16 protein-coding genes are annotated in these 15,928 nt (G+C 69.2%); 4 read left to right on the top strand and 12 right to left on the bottom strand.

Annotation, left to right across the window (positions count from 1 at the left end):
- Window positions 1–199: 199 nt before the first annotated feature.
- Window positions 200–1,330: a phosphotransferase family protein gene (locus tag ABZ824_RS03325; RefSeq protein ID WP_356961393.1), complete on the top strand. Its 1,131-nt coding sequence runs from the start codon at window positions 200–202 to the stop codon at window positions 1,328–1,330.
- Between the two features lie 2 nt (window positions 1,331–1,332).
- On the top strand, window positions 1,333–2,430 hold the full coding sequence (locus ABZ824_RS03320) for a hypothetical protein (RefSeq protein WP_356961392.1): 1,098 nt from the start codon (window positions 1,333–1,335) through the stop codon (window positions 2,428–2,430).
- Between the two features lie 389 nt (window positions 2,431–2,819).
- On the opposite strand, the gene ABZ824_RS03315 is transcribed toward ABZ824_RS03320, so the two are convergent.
- From ABZ824_RS03315 to mqo, 7 genes are all read right to left on the bottom strand, one after another.
- A complete protein-coding gene (locus tag ABZ824_RS03315; protein ID WP_356961391.1) occupies window positions 2,820–3,188 on the bottom strand; it encodes a cobalamin biosynthesis protein in 369 nt (122 codons plus the stop codon).
- Window positions 3,175–4,716, bottom strand: a complete 1,542-nt coding sequence (locus ABZ824_RS03310) for a cobyrinate a,c-diamide synthase (RefSeq protein WP_356961390.1) — start codon at window positions 4,714–4,716, stop codon at window positions 3,175–3,177. The genes ABZ824_RS03315 and ABZ824_RS03310 overlap by 14 nt, the downstream gene beginning before the upstream one ends.
- Window positions 4,717–4,795: 79 nt before the next feature.
- On the bottom strand, window positions 4,796–5,410 hold the full coding sequence (gene cobO / locus ABZ824_RS03305) for a cob(I)yrinic acid a,c-diamide adenosyltransferase (protein WP_356961389.1): 615 nt from the start codon (window positions 5,408–5,410) through the stop codon (window positions 4,796–4,798).
- A 20-nt stretch (window positions 5,411–5,430) separates the two neighbouring features.
- Window positions 5,431–5,577, bottom strand: coding sequence for a hypothetical protein (locus ABZ824_RS03300; protein WP_356961388.1), 147 nt, complete (start codon window positions 5,575–5,577; stop codon window positions 5,431–5,433).
- Entirely contained in the window at window positions 5,574–7,586 is a 2,013-nt protein-coding gene (locus ABZ824_RS03295) for a VWA domain-containing protein (protein WP_356962436.1), read from the bottom strand. The genes ABZ824_RS03300 and ABZ824_RS03295 overlap by 4 nt, the downstream gene beginning before the upstream one ends.
- A gap of 156 nt (window positions 7,587–7,742) precedes the next feature.
- Window positions 7,743–8,198, bottom strand: coding sequence for a GNAT family N-acetyltransferase (locus tag ABZ824_RS03290; RefSeq protein WP_356961386.1), 456 nt, complete (start codon window positions 8,196–8,198; stop codon window positions 7,743–7,745).
- A 19-nt stretch (window positions 8,199–8,217) separates the two neighbouring features.
- Window positions 8,218–9,732, bottom strand: coding sequence for a malate dehydrogenase (quinone) (gene mqo / locus ABZ824_RS03285; RefSeq protein ID WP_356961384.1), 1,515 nt, complete (start codon window positions 9,730–9,732; stop codon window positions 8,218–8,220).
- Window positions 9,733–10,027: 295 nt separating this feature from the next.
- Here mqo and ABZ824_RS03280 point away from each other — a divergent pair, with 295 nt between their 5' ends.
- A complete protein-coding gene (locus ABZ824_RS03280; protein ID WP_356961383.1) occupies window positions 10,028–11,089 on the top strand; it encodes an alpha/beta hydrolase in 1,062 nt (353 codons plus the stop codon).
- Here ABZ824_RS03280 and ABZ824_RS03275 read toward each other — a convergent pair.
- The 5 genes from ABZ824_RS03275 to map form a co-directional block, all read right to left on the bottom strand.
- Entirely contained in the window at window positions 11,069–11,632 is a 564-nt protein-coding gene (locus ABZ824_RS03275) for an alpha/beta hydrolase (RefSeq protein ID WP_355070039.1), read from the bottom strand. The two genes, ABZ824_RS03280 and ABZ824_RS03275, sit on opposite strands and share 21 nt — an antisense overlap.
- 56 nt (window positions 11,633–11,688) lie before the next feature.
- The gene (locus tag ABZ824_RS03270; protein ID WP_356961382.1) at window positions 11,689–12,081 is read right to left on the bottom strand and encodes a type II toxin-antitoxin system VapC family toxin; all 393 of its coding nucleotides are present in this window, start codon (window positions 12,079–12,081) and stop codon (window positions 11,689–11,691) included.
- A complete protein-coding gene (locus ABZ824_RS03265) occupies window positions 12,078–12,311 on the bottom strand; it encodes an AbrB/MazE/SpoVT family DNA-binding domain-containing protein (protein ID WP_355070037.1) in 234 nt (77 codons plus the stop codon). Before ABZ824_RS03265 ends, ABZ824_RS03270 begins: the two co-directional genes overlap by 4 nt.
- 141 nt (window positions 12,312–12,452) lie before the next feature.
- The gene (locus ABZ824_RS03260; protein WP_356961380.1) at window positions 12,453–13,991 is read right to left on the bottom strand and encodes a cobyric acid synthase; all 1,539 of its coding nucleotides are present in this window, start codon (window positions 13,989–13,991) and stop codon (window positions 12,453–12,455) included.
- 37 nt (window positions 13,992–14,028) lie between these two features.
- Complete coding sequence (map, locus tag ABZ824_RS03255) at window positions 14,029–14,892, bottom strand: type I methionyl aminopeptidase (RefSeq protein ID WP_355070033.1); 864 nt, start codon at window positions 14,890–14,892, stop codon at window positions 14,029–14,031.
- A gap of 213 nt (window positions 14,893–15,105) precedes the next feature.
- Between map and ABZ824_RS03250 the strand changes: the two genes are divergently transcribed.
- Entirely contained in the window at window positions 15,106–15,810 is a 705-nt protein-coding gene (locus ABZ824_RS03250) for a hypothetical protein (RefSeq protein WP_356961377.1), read from the top strand.
- The last annotated feature ends 118 nt before the right edge of the window (window positions 15,811–15,928 follow it).

The following is a 15,928-nucleotide window of genomic DNA, read 5'->3' as shown; positions in this document are numbered from 1 at the left end:
TATCCGACCAGGTCATGGGATGACCTCCGGGAAAACCCTGGATTTCCGGGTACTTCTTTCGGCCTACGTGCCCGCCGCACCGAGCGGCGCCGGGATTCGTTCCCGGTTCCGGCCCGTCAATAACTAGAACGCGTTACAGTCGCGTATCCCGGCGCACCGCCAGCGGTGCACCCGGGCCGCACGTGTCAGGAGGACAATGATGACCGACGATCCGGACCCGGCACAGCGACAGCAGCTGACCGTCAGCGAACGCGACCTGGACACGCTCGCCGGGGACTTGGCGCGCTGGCTGAACGCGAAGGTCGCCGCGGACGAGTTGCCGCGCATCTCGGATCTGTCGCGTCCGCAGTCCGGCGGCATGTCCAGCACCTCGATTTTGTTCGACGCCGAATGGACCGCCGGGGGTCGGGCGGAGCGCGGGTCGTTCGTGGCGCGGATGGCGCCCGAGACCGGATCGTTCCCGGTCTTCGAGACCTACGACCTGGCCACCCAGTACCAGGTGATGGCCGGCGTCGCCGCGGCCACCGACGTGCCGGTGCCGGGCCTGTGCTGGCTGGAGAACGACGAAAAGCCGCTCGGTGCACCGTTCTTCGTCATGCGCCGGGTGGACGGAAGGGTGCCGACGGACAACCCGCCGTACGTGTTCATCGGCTGGCTGTTCGATGCCGATCCCGCCGACCGCCTTCGGCTCACCCACAACACCGTCGAGGTGATCGCGAAGATCCACGGCATCCCCGACCCGGCGGCGCACTTCCCGATGCTGAGCGGGCCGGGTGACTCGCTGCGCAGGCACGTCGCCGCGCAGCGCTCCTGGTACCGGTGGGGGCTCGCGGACGACGGCTACGAGATCCCGCTCATCGAGCGAAGTTTCACCTGGCTGGAGGAGCACTGGCCCGCCGACCCCGGTCCGGATGTGCTCACTTGGGGCGACGCCCGCCCGGGCAACATCATCTACCGCGAATTCGACCCGGTGGCGGTGCTGGACTGGGAGATGGCCGCCCTCGGGCCGCGGGAACTCGACCTGGGCTGGGTGATCTTCATCCACCGGTTCTTCCAGGACCTGGCCACCCGCTTCGGGCAGCCGGGGCTCCCCGATTTCCTCCGCCGCGACGACGTGGTGTCGAAATACGAGGAGCTGACCGGTCACACGGTGCGCGATCTCGATTTCTACCTCGTATACGCCGCGCTGCGGCACGCGATCGTGATGGCGCGGGTGAAACGCAGGATGATCCACTTCGGCGAGGACACCGACACGCCGGACCGCGACGACTACGTCATGCACCGGGCAAGCCTGGAAGCGCTGCTCGACGGAACCTACGAATGGGACTGATCATGCCTGTGCCCTTGGACGAGTACCCGATCCACCAGACCCCGCTGTCGCTGGCCCGGGTGGCCAGTAGCGATCGGAACTTCTACGACCGCAGCTACTTCAACGCGCACGACCGCGACGGCGGCACGTTCCTGATCACCGGTCTCGGCGTGTACCCCAACCTCGGGGTGACCGACGCCTACGCCGCCGTCCGGCGCGGCGACACGGTGCGCGCGGTGCGCTTCTCCGACGCGCTCGGCGACCGGAGCCTCGACCAGCGCGTCGGCGGCTACCGCGTCGAAGTGATCGAACCGCTGCGGCGCATCCGGGTGGTCTGCGAGCACGACGATCTCGGCTTCGACCTGACCTGGACCGGGGCCTTCCCCGCCGTGCAGGAACAACCGCACCAGATCCTCGCGGGCAACCGGCCGATCATCGACGCGTCCCGATTCGCGCAGGTCGGCTCGTGGGCGGGAACGCTGCACGTGGACGGCGACGACATCATGGTCGACCCGGCGGTGTGGACCGGGACCAGGGATCGTTCGTGGGGCATCCGCCCGGTCGGCGAGACCGAGCCGCCCGGACGCGCGGCCGCCGAGCCCTCGGGCGGATTCTGGTGGCTGTACGTGCCGCTGCGGTTCGACGACTTCGCCGTCGTGGTCATCGTGCAGGAAGAGCCGGACGGCAGGCGCACCCTCAACGACGCGACCCGGATCTGGCCGGACGGACGCACCGAACAGCTCGGCTGGCCCCGCATCGCCATCGACTATCGTTCCGGCACAAGATTTCCCGTCGGGGCGCGACTGGAGCTGACCACGCCGGACGGCAAACCCCTGGAGATCGAGATCACGCCGGGCACGGGCGTTCCCTTGCACGTCGGGTGCGGCTACGGCGGCGATCCCGACTGGCAGCACGGCCAGTGGAAAGGCCGCGACTGGTCCTCCTCCAGCCGCTACGACCTCACCGACCCTGGGATCGCCGCCCGCATCCCCTACGGCGTCACCGACCACGTCGCCCGCGCCCGCTGCGGCGACGCCGAAGGCTGGGGCCTGTTCGAGCACGCCAGCATCGGCCGCCACGACCCCACCGGCTTCGCCGACTGGGGCTCGGTCGCCCCCTGAAACAGGGGCCGGAGCGGCCCTCGCGTGGTGCTGCGCGCCGCCGCGTCAACGGGCCGAGACGGCGGTCGCCTCGCCACCGGAGCAGCATCCCGAGCACCTCGTGGGATCGTCAGCCAGGAGCGAGTGTTCAGCGACGCCAGCGCCGCGTTCGCGCAGTAACCGGCCCGCGGGCGACCATCCCGATGACCCCGTCCAGAGGTCGTTCATACGTCGAGACGCGAGCGGACCTCGCGATCCGTGAGTTCCACTCGCGCGGTCGGCCGCGCAGGCGCAGCGTGGCTGACGAGGTGCGGTCGGTGCACATCGCTCGGTTGGGAGCCCAGGAGACGGCCCGCGGGCATCCATGCGGCGATCGCGCGGAAGTCAGTCCCTGTAATGGTCGAACGGCTCTACCGCTCGTACAGCGCTGCCGCGAGCACCACGCCGTGCACGACGCGCTTGGACAGCACCAGCGGCCCGCCTTGGGCGGCGAGCAGCGCCGCGGCCTCCGCGACGCTGGCCGTGCCGATGGCGGCACGCGTCCGGTCTCCCGGGTTCGGGACGGTGACCGCCGCCAGTTCGTCGACGGAGTAGGACCGTAGCGGCACCCGGAGGTCAGCGGCGACCGCGCGCAGTCCGGGTTCGGCGGAGCGCCGCGTGATGGTGGCGAGGCACACGATCCGATGGTCGCCCACGCCTTCGTGCAGGGCAGCGCGAATCGTGCGGGCCGAAGTGCGCGGTCGCAGGCCGATGCCGACGACTACCTCAGCGGACGGCACGGGAACTCGCGAAACGCACTGTCTCCGTCACGAATCGCCGCACCGCCTGGGGATTCCCCGCCGGATGTGTGTGCAGGTACGAGGCATGCACGTTGCCGCTGAGCGCCCCTTCCTGGACGCGCTCTCCCGCGCTTCCGCGCCATCCCCACGCCGGATTCCGTGGCGGCGCGGACACCAGGCGCGTGCGGTGGAATTCGTGCCCACGGACCCGTTCCCCGGCCCGCCACAACGGCGAGTCGGCGAGCGCGACGGCGTCTCGGTAACCGAGCGTCAGGCGCGGCCCGAACGCGGCGTCGGCCTCCACCACTCCGGCCATCGGGTGCCCGTCCAGCGAACGGGTCAGATACAGCAGCCCGGCGCATTCCGCATGGACCGGCATCCCGTGGCGGGCAGCTTCGGCCACCGCCCGCAACAGGCCGGAATTGGCGGCCAACTCCGCGGCGTGTTCCTCGGGGAAGCCACCTGGCAGCACCATTCCCGCTGTCCCGGCGGGCAATTCGTCGTGCAGCGGATCGAAGACGACCACTTGTGCCCCCGCGGCCGTCAGCAACTCGCGGTGCTCGGCATAGCCGAACGTGAACGCCGGGCCACCCGCCACGGCGATCAGCGGACCCTCCCGATCGGCGGGTCCGCCGATGACGATCGCGCCGTCCGCGCTTTCGTCGGCTCGCGAGATACCACCAGGCTCCGCGGAGACGCGCGAGTCCCGATCACCGCCGACAAATGTCGTCGCCGCCATGTCACCGGCTTCACCGAGCGACGCCGCGGTGTCCGCTATCCCTTCGAGCCCACGCACGGCCGCGGCGGGATCCCACGCGGGTCCCGCCACCGACGAGCGAGCGAGTGCGGCGACGGCGTGCAGGTCCACATGCGCGGCGACGAGGTCCGTCATCGCCGCCACCGCCGCTGTCGCGGCCGAACCGTGTTCCACGGCCGGGATCAAGCCGAGATGCCGGGAAGGCACCTCGAGTTCGGCCAGGCGCGGCAACGACCCGAGCATCGGCAGCCCGACGCGATCGCAGGCGGCGCGCAGCACTTGCTCATGCCGTTCGCTGCCGACCCGATTCAGGATCACACCGCCGAGCCGGACGCCGCTGTCGAAGGTCGCGAATCCGTGCAGCAGCGCCGCCAGGCTCTGGCTGTGCCCGCGCGCGTCGACCACCAGCACCACCGGCGCCCCGAGCAGAGCCGCGACCTGCGCCGTCGAACCCTCCGCCACCGCGCCGGAACAGTGTTCATCGATCCGCCCGTCGAACAGCCCCATCACGCCCTCGACCACGGCGAGATCGCACCCCCACGCGCCGTGCCGGTACAACGGCACAACCCGTTCCTCCCCCACCAGCACCGGATCCAGATTCCTCCCCGGCCGCCCCGCCGCCAACCCGTGATATCCCGGATCGATGTAATCCGGCCCCACCTTGAACGGCGCCACCCGATGCCCCACCCGCCGCAACGCCCCCACCAAACCGGTCGCCACCGTCGTCTTCCCGCTCCCCGACGCCGGCGCCGCCACCACAACGGCTCTCATCCCCGCCTCCGCTTCACGAGTGGCACACCCTCGTGCGGCCCTCTCGCGATTCGCCGCAGCCATGTGCCACTCGCGGAGATCACCATTCGATGCCTCGTTGGCCTTTGCGGCCCGCGTCCATGGGGTGTTTGAGTTTGGTCATTTCGGTGACCAGGTCGGCGGCTTCGAGGAGGGGTTGGGGGGCGTCGCGGCCGGTGATGACGACGTGTTGGTTTCCGGGGCGGGTGCGGAGGGTTTCGACTACTTCGGCGGTGTCCACCCAGCCCCATTTGAGGGGGTAGGTGAATTCGTCGAGGACGTAGAAGCGGTGTTGTTCGGTTCTCAGGCGGCGGGCGACCTCCTGCCAGCCCGCCAGCGCGGCCGCGGCGTGGTCGTCTTCGGTGCCCTGCTTGCGGGTCCAGGACCAGCCCTCGCCCATCTTGTGCCATTCGACCGGCCCGCCCGCGCCGGTCTGCTCGTGCAGTGTGCCGAGAGCGCGGAAGGCGGCTTCCTCCCCGACCTTCCATTTGGCGCTCTTCACGAATTGGAACACCGCGACGTCGAAACCTTGGTTCCAGGCCCGCAGCGCCATCCCGAACGCGGCCGTCGACTTGCCCTTGCCCGGCCCCGTGTGCACGGCGAGCACCGGCTGGTTGCGCCGCTGCCGCGTGGTCAGTCCGTCGTCGGGAACGGTCTCGGGAACACCCTTGGGCATCGAATCTCCTTGCTCTCGACCTACAGCGTGTCCAGGTCGGAAGCCACGACCTCACACAACCGGCCCGGACCGAACGGGCGCGTGCTCGCTCGACCGATCGCGCCGCCTACCAGGCGAGTGCCGCCGAGCGGCACGTAGCGGACACGCCGATCGAAAGTCGTGGTCACGCCGCTCGAACCGCACCACTCGGGCGTGCGGAACTCGACCGCACGACATCGGCGACCGCATCGCCGGTCAGCTCGGCCAACCGCAGATATCCGCCGCGCAGGTCGCGAGCCAGATCCGCGGCGAGACCGAGGCGGATCATGCCGCGTTCGCAGTCGACCACGATCGAGGTGACCGCGTCCCTGGCGAGCAAGCGGGCCGCGGCGCGGGCGCGGGGAACCGGGTCCGCGCCGCCGGTGGCGCGACCATCGGTGAGCAGCACCAGCATGGGCCTGCGGCGCGGATCCCGCACCCGCTCGCGCAGCACGATCTCGCGCGCCTTCAGCAGGCCCGCGGCCAGCGGCGTCTTCCCGCCCGTGCGCATCCCGGACAACCGGCGCACCGCGATGTCGACCGACGAGGTGGGCGGCAGCACGAGTTCGGCCTCGGCACCCCGCACGGTGACGACGGCGACCTTGTCGCGGCGCTGGTAGGCATCGCGCAGCAGCGTGACGACCGCGCCGGTGACCGCGGACAACCGGTCGCGGGCGGCCATCGAGCCGGAGGCGTCGACGACGAACACGACCAGATTCCCTTCGCGGCCTTCCCGATACGCACCACGGAGGTCCTCGGCGGCCAGCCGCAACGGCCCGGCGACCCGCCCGCGCGCATGCTGATGCGGCGCGGCCGCGAACACGGTGCCGAGCAGGTGCAGCCCAGAGGAGGTGTCGGTGCTGGAACGCACCGCTCGCCCGTGCCGGGATTCCGCGCGTGAGCGGCGCCCCGGAGCGCCATCGCCGACTCCGGGCACTTCCCAGCGCGGTGTCCGCGCACCAGCGGAAACCGGTGTGCCGGTACGACCTTCACCCGAGCGCCCGCCACCCGGACCGTCCGGCGGCGACGGGTCTTCATGGCCTCCGCCCGGACCCTCCGGCGGTAGGGGGTCGTCCGGGTCGTCCCCGGGACGAGCCCGTCTTTCGTCGTCCGTCACCGCACCGTCGGCCTCCCCGGCGTCCTGCTGCGCGGACGACGGCTGTTCGCGTTGCGCCTCCGCGGCGGCGTCGCGCATGGCGTCGTCGAGCTGTTGCTCGCTGATGCCGGGCTCGTCGAACGGATCGCGCCTGCGCCGGTGCGGCAACGCCAGTTCGGCGGCCACCCGCACGTCGTCCTCGGTCACCGCGTCGCCGCCGCGCCATGCGGCGTGCGCTGTCGCGGTGCGCGCGACGACCAGGTCGGCGCGCATGCCGTCGACGTCGAACGCGGCGCACAGCGCGGCGATCCGGCGCAGCTCCACATCGTCGAGCGCCACCTGTCCCAGCCGGTCGCGAGCGGCAAGAATCCGTTCGGCCACTGCCTGGTCGGCCTCGGCGTACCCGGCGGCGAATCGGGCCGGGTCGGCCTCGTAGTCCAGCCTGCGGCGCACCACCGCCATCCGCACGTCCACGTCCCGGGAGGCGGCCACGTACACGGTCAGCCCGAATCGGTCCAGCAGCTGTGGACGCAGCTCGCCCTCTTCTGGATTCATGGTGCCTACCAGAACGAATCGCGCCGGGTGCGAATGCGACACACCGTCGCGCTCGATGTGCACCCGGCCCATCGCCGCGGCGTCCAGCAGCACGTCCACCAGATGGTCGTGCAGCAGATTGACCTCGTCGACGTACAGCACACCGTGATGGGCGGCGGCCAGCAGGCCGGGACGGAACGCCTGCTCCCCGTCGCGCAGCACCCGCTCCAAGTCCAGCGAGCCGACCACGCGGTCCTCGGTCGCGCCCACCGGCAACTCCACCAAGCGAGCGGGCCGCGCGCCGGTCTCGTCCACCACCGGCGGCAGCAACTGCGCCAGCGCGCGCACCACGGTCGATTTCGCGGTGCCCTTCTCGCCGCGCACCAGCACGCCGCCGATACCGGGATGCACCGCGCAGAGAATCAGCGCCAGTTGCAGCCGTTCCTGCCCGACCACCGCCGAGAAGGGAAATCCCGCCTCACCGTCCGAGGTGGAAAGTGTTCGGCCGCGCTGATCGGACGTAGGCACTGTTTCGGCATGGGACAGGGACACGCCCCAACTCTAAGGGCGCGCCCGCACACATCCGACAGGGCCCTTCGATTCAGAACCGATGCGGGCGGGCCCCGAAAGCGCCGCACCCGCCCCGGAGACTTCCGGAGCGGGTGCGAATGGCGGACGGAGTGGCTACTCGCCTCCCCTGCGCATCGGCACGTGCGCGATGCCGTCTTCCTCGAACTCCGGGCCGTCGACCTTGAAGCCGTGCTTGGTGTACAGGTCGATCAGGTAGCTCTGCGCGCTCAGGCGAACCGTCGCCGAGCCCACCTCGGCCAGCGCCGCCTGCAGCAGTCGCGTGGTGTACCCGTGTCCGCGAGCGGGGACCGCGGTGCAGAGCCTGCCGATGCGGAAGCTCTTCACACCGTCGCGGTGCTCTTCGCACAACCGCAGCGTGGCGATGACCTCGCCCTCGTCATCGAGCCAGAAGTGCCGGGTCTCGGGAAGCAGGTCCTTCCCGTCCAGTTCGGGGTACGCGCACTTCTGTTCGACGACGAAGACTTCGACGCGAAGTTTCAACAGCTGGTAGAGCGTCGCGGTATCGAGATCCTGCGCCCAGGAGCGTTTGAGAGCAACCGTTGACATCATCGCGCCTTGCTATCACAACCTAGGCGTTCGCCGCGACCCCTGCACGTCTCGGCGTGTTGTCGCCGCCGTCGACGAGGTTGAGCGCCTTGGAGGTCCAATCCCACACTTCGTGGAACAGCGCCGGGTCCTCCGAGAGCTTGACGCCAAGCGAGGGCACCATCTCCTTCAGCTTCGGCGTCCATTCGGCGTACTCCTGCGGGAAGCACCGCTGCAGCACGTCCAGCATGGCGGTCACGCAGGTGGAGGCGCCCGGGGACGCGCCGAGCAGACCGGCGATCGTGCCGTCCTGGGCGGCGATCACGGCGGTGCCGAACTCGAGCACGCCACCCGCGCCCTTGCGCCGGATCACCTGCACGCGCTGGCCCGCGGTGATCAGCTCCCAGTCCTTGGCCTCGGCGCGCGGGATGAACTCCGACAGCGTGATCACCTTGCCCGCCTCCGACTTCAGCAGCTCGCTGATCAGGTACTTGGTCAGGCCGAGTTCGGTGACGCCGACGCCGAGCAGCGAGAAGATGTTGTTCGGCCGCACCGACTTGAACAGGTCGGTGTTCTTGCCGTCCTTGAGGAACTTCGGCGTCCAGCCCGCGTACGGGCCGAACAGCAGGCCCGGCTTGCCCTTGATGACGCGAGTGTCCAAGTGCGGCACCGACATCGGCGGAGCGCCGACCGCGGCCTTGCCGTACACCTTGGCCTCGTGCTGGTTGATCAGCGCCGGGTTCACGCAGCGGAAGAACTGACCGCTCACCGGGAACCCGCCGAAGCCCTTCGCTTCCTTGATATTCGCCTTCTGCAGCAGCGGCAGCGCGCCGCCGCCCGCGCCGACGAAGACGAATTTGCTGATCAGCGTGCGACTTTCGCGGGTGCGTACGTTGCGGACCGTGACCAGCCAGGAGCCGTCGGACTGCTTGGACAGGTCACGCACCTCGTGCCCGAAGGCCAGGTCGGCGCCGGAGGCGCCGAGGTAGGCGAGCAGTTCCTGGGTGAGCGAGCCGAAGTCGATGTCGGTGCCGCCGTCGGTCCAGTTCAACGCGATCGGATCGGAAAAGTCGCGCCCGCGCGCCATCAGCGGCAGGCGGCGGGAGAACTCGTCGGGGCTGTCGATGTACTCCATACCCTCGAACAGGGGGTGCGGCGCCAGCGCCTCGTACCGCTTGCGCAGGTACTGCACGTTGTCGGCGCCGTGCACGAAGCTGACGTGCGGGATGGGGTTGATGAAGGCGGACGGATCGCGCAGGATGCCGTTCTCCACGCCGTAGGACCAGAACTGGCGGGAGACCTGGAAGCGCTCGTTGATGTCGACGGCCTTGGTGATGTCCACCGAGCCGTCGGGCGCCTGCGGGCTGTAGTTCAGCTCGCACAGCGCCGAGTGTCCGGTGCCCGCGTTGTTCCACGGATCGCTGCTCTCCGCGGCGGCGGCGTCGAGCCGCTCGAACAGGGAGATCGACCAGTCCGGCTGCAGCTGCCGCAGCAGCGCGCCGAGGGTGGCACTCATGATGCCGGCACCGATGAGTACTACATCGGTCTTTTCAGTCATGGCAGCGTTCGGCACGGGTAGATCGACTTCCTTGTCTGCGCGGGCCCACCGGGCGGGTGGACCAGCCTGGGCACGGTGTAGTTGTGGCTCGGTTCCGGCGTCCGCCGGTTCCGAACGGCATGGCGGGAGTCAGGTTACCCGCCGTTCACCTAAGCCCAATTGTGCACCTCACCACGCCGCCACCCCGCAGCGAACCTGCGGAATGTGCGGAATGCGACAGAGACGGTCGTCACTTCGGCGGCCGGGCGGCGGCCGCGGACTGTCCGCGTTCGACACTGTCCAATAGATTGGTCGCGTGACGAACGAACAGTCGCTTGCCGAGCCGGTCAGCACCTCCCCGGATGGCGCAGGCTGGCGCCCCGACGTCCTTGGCCCGCGCTATCAGCAGCGCACGCTGGACCTCGGTCCCGACCCCGACGGCGAGGGCGAGGTGGTCGCCACGCTGGTGCGCTACGTCCCGTCCGGCGACGTCGAGCAGACCGCGGGCGCGGTGCTCTATGTCCATGGCTTCACCGATTACTTCTTCCAGGAGCACCTGGCCGAGCACTTCACCGCGCGCGGGTTCCAGTTCTATGCTCTCGACCTGCGTAAATGCGGGCGGTCGCTGCGTGAAGGGCAGACCCCCCACTATGTGACGGATCTCGCTTTCTACGACCGCGAGCTGGCGGAGTCGCTGCGGATCGTCCGGGCCGAGACCGGTGCTCCCGTCGTGCTCAACGCCCACTCGACCGGCGGCCTGGTCGTGTCGCTTTGGCTGGACCGGCTCAATCGGGCCCAGGGCACGGCCGCCGCGGGGATCACCGGCGTCGTGCTCAACAGCCCGTGGTTCGACCTGCAGGGTCCCGCGTACTACCGGAGCATCGGAACGCCGATCATCAAGGCCGTGGGACGGTTCCGGAAGATGGTCCAGCTGCCCGGCGGCAAGATCAGCACCTACGGCGACAGCCTGCACCACTCGGCGTCCGGTGAGTGGGAGTACAACCTGGACTGGAAGCCGTTGCAGGGCTTCCCGGTCCGGCTCGGCTGGCTGCGCGCGATCCGCAACGGCCACGCGCGGCTGCACCAGGGCCTGGACATCGGGGTGCCCTCCCTGATCCTGCGCTCCCGGATGACCAAGTTCGCCAAACAGTACGGTCCCGCCGTGGCCGTGGCCGACGCGGTGCTCGACGTCAAACAGATCCAGCGCTGGTCGGGTTGCCTTGGCGACCGCACCAACATGGTGCCGATCGACGGCGCCAAGCACGACGTGTTCCTGTCCGGCCCGGAACCGCTGGCCCAGGCGTTCCGCGAGCTCGACAGCTGGCTCGACTGGCTCGCGGACTACCAGGGCGCGAAGTCACCAGAGGCTGGTGCGTAGCACGATCTCGGTGGCCAGCTCGTGGTCGGCTTCGGTGGCCACGTCGGTGACGTCGACCTCGACCACCCGGAATTCGCCGTAGACGAACCGCCCCGACGTGTCGGCCACCGAGCGCGGCAGATTCTTGGTCACCAAGAGCGTGGTGGGCACCTCGACCGGACCGGTGGACGCATCCACCACCGTTCCGTCGGCGCCGGGAGTCGCCGGGTGGCCGCGATCGGCCACGACCAGGCTCTGGAAGCGGCCGAAGCCGTGTGCGCACGCCTGCCAGGCCAGCACGGCACCCGCGCCGCATCCGGCCACGTTGACCCACGGCAACCCCAGCTCATCGAGGATCGCGGTCACACCGGCCGCGTCGAGGCCGTCGATCGACTCCACCGCGAAGGTGCGCAGATCCGAGGTGTGCAGGCGAGCGCACACCCGATCGAAGACGTCCGCCGGCTCGCCCGCGTCGGGCAGCAGCAGCACGCTGTGCCGGGATTCCGGTCCGTCGATCCGCACGGTCCACGCCCGGTCACCCACCGTGATCTGCCGAGATTCCATGCCGATTCACGCTACACGGCTCGCGGCGCCGTGGCGGCGGGTCCGGGGTGGCGGAATCAGGCGAGCAGGCGCATCCCGGCCCGCTCACCTGCGTTGTGGTCGAAGGTGACGGTCAGGTCACACCCGGCCTCCTGGCCGAGCTGCTGGATCAGCGCGTCGGCGAAGTCCGCGCCGTCGGCGGCCCGGCGCAGCGCCAGGCGCACGGTGTCGGCGCGCTCGACCACGATCTCGCTGGAATCGAGCAGTCCGAGCAACACGTCGGTGACCGCTTCGGGATCCTGTTTGTAGCCGCGGCGCAGCACCCAGTGGATCTCGGCGAGCACGATCATCGTGATGTAGCCGGGTTTGCTCTCGCTGAGCCCGTCGATCACCTGATTGGCGCGGGCGGACTGCTCCGGGTCGTCCTGGGTGAGGTAGCGGATCAGCACGTTCGCGTCCAGGCCGATCATTGCGCCTTCCCTTCCACCACGTTGCCCGCGATGGCCTCGTTCATCTCCGCGAGGCCGATCGGCGAGCCGGACCAGCCCACGATGCCCTTCAGCGACTTGATCGTGCGCGTTTCGGGCACCAGTTCGTAGGTGCCGCTGGGCGTGGGGACGAAGGCGACCCGCACTCCGGTACGCAATCCCATCGCCACACGCACGTCGATCGGGATGGTGATCTGCCCCTTACTGGTCACCGTCGCCGACACCACATTGGCCCCTCGGCTGTTGGGTCTCTTCTCCGCCGCCATCATCCTCGCACCCGACCGCACTCGCTCGACCCAGCCTTACCTGGAGCCGAATTCCTTACTGCAAGGTAAGGCGCGGGGTGCCTCCCGTCAACCGATACGGTCGCTCGCGAGCACCACGTCGGTGGCCATGATCGGCAGACCGGCGGGCGCGCCCTCGGCGACCAGGCGCTCGAGCGCGGCGAGGTCGAGGTGAGCTTCGATCAGGTCGGCCAGCAGATCGAGTTGCGCGGCTCGCACCCCCGCGACCGAAACATCTTCGGCCACAGCGAATCCCGACCGGCCCGCCGCGGCGGCGACCGCGCGGAGCCACCCGCGGCGGAACTCGTCGGACTCGAGCAGCCCGTGCAGGTGGGTGCCCCACACCGCGCCGCGGACGCTGCCCTCCGGCTCGCCGTCGATCGTGAGCCACGCCGGGTCGCCACGGTGCGTGACGCGGCCGTGATGGATCTCGTAACCGCGCACGGCGACGCCCGCCGCGTGCCCCGCGCTGCGGCGCAACACCTTCGGCTCGGCGAAATCGACGGTGAGGTCGAGCAGCCCGAGCCCGTCCACCGCACCGGCGCCGGACTCGACGCGGTCGAGAACGCGGGTGCCGAGCATCTGGTATCCGCCGCACACGCCCAGGATCGGCCCGCCCGCGGCGGCGCGCGCCACCAGCGCGTCGGCGATGCCGGTACGCCGCAACCACCGCAGATCCGACACCGTCGCCTTACTGCCGGGCAGCACCACCAGATCGGCGTTCGCCAGCCGGGACGGCTCGATCACCCAGCGCACCGCGACGCCCGGTTCGCAGGCCAGCGCCTCGACGTCGGTGGAGTTGGAGATGCGCGGCAGCCGGATCACGGCGACGGTCAGCCATTCCTCGCCCACCGGCGGCAGGGGGCGGCCCACCGGCGCGTCGGCGAGGGTGCCCAGCGAGTCCTCCGCGTCGATCCAGAGGTCTTCGGCGTACGGCAGCACACCGAGGGTCGGGCGACCGGTGAGTTCGGTGAGACGCTCCAGTCCCGGCTGTAGCAGCTCCACCGCGCCGCGGAACTTGTTCACGATGAAACCCGAGATCAGTTGCTGGTCCTCGGGTTCCAGGATGGCGACGGTGCCGAACAGGTGGGCGAGCACGCCGCCGCGATCGATGTCCCCGACCAGCAGCACCGGCAGTCCCGCCGCGCGCGCGAGGCCCATGTTCGCCAGATCCGTCGCGCGCAAGTTGATCTCGGCGGGCGATCCGGCGCCTTCGCAGACGACCACGTCGAATTCGGCGCGCAGCGCGGCGAGTTCCGCGGCGACCACATCGCGCAATTCCCGCCGATGCCGGAAGTAGTCCTCGGCGCCGACGGTGCCGATCGCCTTGCCCCGCACCACCAGCTGGGAACGGCGGTCGCTGCCGGGCTTGAGCAGGACGGGATTGAACCGCACGCTGGGCTCCAGCCCGCACGCCTGAGCCTGCAACGCCTGCGCCCGCCCGATCTCCCCGCCGTCGAGCGTGACCACGGAATTGTTGGACATGTTCTGCGCCTTGAACGGCGCGACCCGCACGCCGCGCCGCGCCAGCATCCGGCAGATCCCGGCCACGACGACGCTCTTCCCCGCGTCCGAGGTCGTGCCCGCGACCAGCAGAGCGCCCTTCATCGCGGGCCGGTCTTCCGGCGCACGGCCGGGCCCCCGGTCACGGGAGGGTCAGGATCTCGGTCCCGGAATCGGTGACCACCAAGGTGTGCTCGAACTGCGCGGTCCACTTGCGGTCCTTGGTCACCACGGTCCAGCCGTCGTCCCAGATCTCGTAGTCGATGCCGCCGAGGTTGATCATCGGCTCGATGGTGAACGTCATGCCGGGTTCGATGATGGTCTCCACCGCGGGCTGGTCGTAGTGCAGCACCACGAGCCCGCTGTGAAAGGTCGGGCCGACGCCGTGGCCGGTGAAGTCGCGCACCACGCCGTAGCCGAAACGGTTGGCATAGGACTCGATGACGCGGCCGATCACGTTCAGCGCCCGACCGGGACGCACCGCTTTGATGGCCCGCATGGTGGCCTCCTCGGTCCGCTCGACGAGCAGGCGCACCTCCTCGTCGACGTCACCGGCGAGGAAGGTCTTGTTGGTGTCGCCGTGTACGCCGTCGATGTAGGCGGTGACGTCGATGTTGACGATGTCGCCGTCCTCGATCACGGTCGAGTCCGGAATGCCGTGGCAGATGACCTCGTTCAGCGAGGTGCAGCACGACTTCGGGAAACCCTTGTAACCGAGGGTCGACGGGTAGGCGCCGTGGTCGCACATGTACTCGTGCGCGATGCGGTCCAGCTCGTCGGTGGTGACACCGGGGGCGACCGCCTTGCCCGCCTCCTCCAGCGCCTGCGCGGCGATCTTGCCCGCGATGCGCATCTTCTCGATCGTCTCAGCGGTCTGCACCCAGGGCTCGCGTCCCTCGTTGGCGGTCTTCTTCCACGCGTATTCCGGGCGCTCGATGGCGCGCGGGACTTCACGGGTGGGCGACAACGTACCGGGGACGAGAGGCTTGCGGGTGCGGACAGACATAGCGAACAGCGTAATCGGCCGACCCCAGCGGTGCCGAGGGCCTGCGGGAACAGGGCCGGACCACGGCACCGTGCTCATAGGGCACACCCTCGGAACGAGCCATCCCCGGCACGTCGGCATAGGTGACACCCGAGCGAGTAATTCCGCCGACCACGTCCTCCATCCACATAAGATCATCTGTCGACCGAAAGCCCTCTTCCGGTGGGAGTGAAAATGGCCACTGAACCAGCTTCTCCACCGCACCGAGACAGAAATGAAGCGGCTTCGTCGCCCGAGATCCCCCCCGACCAGGCCGATGAAAACTCCACGACCGCGTCGGCCGCGCAAGAGGACGTGCACCCGCGCGACGCGGACGCGACCACCAGAAGTGGACGCTACGCGCTCATAGCGGCCCTGTGCGCTGCGCTCATCTCCAGCATCGTGTCGGCGTCGGCGGCCGTGTACGTCACGGTCAACAAGGCGGACAGAGACCAGCAACTAGCGTTGATACAGGTGACTCGCGAGAATCGCCAAAAGTCATACTACGAATTTCTTTCGAGCACTTTCAATTTCGTGGAGCAGACGGGAAAGATGGCCGGTCTCCTTCGCGTGGACAACCTCGACGGCTTCCGCTCCGCGACAGTTGAGTTCAGTCAGCGCATGAACAAGTTCCTGTCCACTCTCTATATCGCCTCCATGACATCCAGCGAAGACATGATCCACCTGTTGGCCAAATTTCCCGAAGAGACCAAAGAATTGCTGGACAAGCACTACATGCCCTTCGTACAGAAATACACGGTCAGGGCCGAGGCCCCTTCCGACAGCGATGAACGGAAGCTCGACGGCGCCGCCCTCGATACGGTGCTCATGAATTTCATCAACAAGCTCGATTCTTTGGTCAGCGACTTCATCGAGCAGGGCCGCAAGGACCTCGGCTAGCCTGCCGGTCCGTGATCGTGCGGAATGGGCATGCACTGCCTCTGAGTCGAGCATGTAGGGCCGCCCCCAACCCGGTAGCCGCTGCGGGCAGCGGAGTCCACCCCCTTGCTCAGCTCGG

The organism is Nocardia sp. NPDC047038, from assembly GCF_040644075.1.
Taxonomy (GTDB): domain Bacteria; phylum Actinomycetota; class Actinomycetes; order Mycobacteriales; family Mycobacteriaceae; genus Nocardia; species Nocardia sichangensis.
Note: the sequence above shows the minus strand (reverse complement) of the source record. Positions and strands in the feature narration are given on the sequence as shown.